Raw genomic sequence first — 1,449 nt, 5'->3', positions numbered from 1 at the left:
CGCCGAGACCGCGCTGGTGATGCCTGGTGGCTGCATGTCGGCCTGCGTCTGGTGAACCTGGAAACGGCGGAGATCCTCAGCCGTCGCCGTGTCGGACGAGCGGCCGATGACGGCCGCCAATCTCTTAACGCAGCGGATATAGTCCCGGCGCGTGTCTTCGATCATGCGCTCGCGCAGCGAACTGCCGGATGGATGCAAAGGATCGGTGATTATCAGATGCTCCTCTCAAGCAGAAGGTTGACCCCTCATGCTCGGAGCGGATGACCGCCCGTCACCCTTGGTCGTTCACCGCCCCACCAACGCCGCCACCTACGCGCCAGCCTCGAAACTCGCGTGCTCCCGCGCGAGCGAATTCGTTTCATTGGTGCAACCACGACCTCAAGCGAGATCGCCGGCAGATCCGGTTTCCGGAAGCTGCGAAGCCGGCGTCCACGGCTAAACTTGCTGCGAAAAGCAGCCGTTGGGGCCGTGGATAGCTTTCGGGTCAGACTCTCCCGTTCCCTTTCGGTCTTTGCAGCACCGAGCCAGGCGCATCACGCTCGACACTGTAGAAAATATCGCATGCCCTCAGAGTGGGGGGAAAGGCGGTAGCGCTCTACCGACTCGAACCCCCAATAGGCGCCTCGCTCAAGTTTGCACCGCCGCGGATCCAGATCCGCCAACTTCCTTGAAAAGCGCACGCAATTCGGCTGGAGGGGCAGAAAGTTCGAAAAAGCTTCCAGGAACCCCAGGCAAACTGGACTCGGGGCGCGTATGGACTGTCTCAGGGCACGGATTCTTCAGTGTCAGGCCTTTGTTTCGGACTTAGAACGCCTTCAATCACGGTATCGAGCTTGGGCGGGGCCGTGGCATTGGACTCTAAACCCATCCCATTTGCCGCCGTCTCTAGGCCGGGGTACAACGTCGGCGGAAAACCTCTTGCACGCCCGTAAGTGTCTGTCCTCTCTGGATCAGGAGCAATCAAGAACAGCCAACAGAGGCAGCGCGACCATGCTCGAACCAGACCGTATCATCCGCCTGAAAACCGTTCTTTCCCGGACCGGTCTGTCCCGATCCACGATCTATCGCAAGATCGCCAAAGGCACCTTCCCACGCCAGATTCAGATCAGTATCCACGGTACAGGCTGGCACGAATCCGATATCAGTCGCTGGATCTCCAATCCCGTTTCGTGGCGTCCACAAGACCAGGGCGACAAGGCGTGATGAGGGTGATGTACACTGCGCGGAAAACTGGGCTTCATCGAGACGCAGCGGCACGGCGGCGAGGCTATTGCTTGAGCCCAGTGGGCCATGTCCATTACAAGCGTCGCCGAGGCGAACGAACACGGCAAACCAGAAACGATGGTCGGCCTCACGCTCAACCAGGTCAACTTTGGGTCTGGCCGCTTATCTCCTTTCAGAGCCCGCGCCGAATCGGTGGCCGCCCTCAGGCTGACAGAGCAAGCGTTC

The 1,449-nt window shown here is 60.0% G+C and carries 1 protein-coding gene; it reads left to right on the top strand.

Features of this window, described 5'->3' with window-relative positions; genetic code table 11:
- Positions 1 to 990: 990 nt before the first annotated feature.
- Positions 991 to 1,203: an AlpA family phage regulatory protein gene (locus tag EN780_RS34150; RefSeq protein WP_128276450.1), complete on the top strand. Its 213-nt coding sequence runs from the start codon at positions 991 to 993 to the stop codon at positions 1,201 to 1,203.
- The last annotated feature ends 246 nt before the right edge of the window (positions 1,204 to 1,449 follow it).

The sequence above is a fragment of the Mesorhizobium sp. M4B.F.Ca.ET.089.01.1.1 genome, from assembly GCF_004022605.1.
Classification (GTDB): domain Bacteria; phylum Pseudomonadota; class Alphaproteobacteria; order Rhizobiales; family Rhizobiaceae; genus Mesorhizobium; species Mesorhizobium abyssinicae.
This window is presented reverse-complemented; position numbering and strand designations above follow the sequence as displayed.

Bases quoted from the DNA above. Each gene is read 5' to 3' on its own strand.
- EN780_RS34150 (WP_128276450.1), top strand. From the start codon at position 991: ATGCTCGAACCAGACCGTATCATCCGCCTGAAAACCGTTCTTTCCCGG.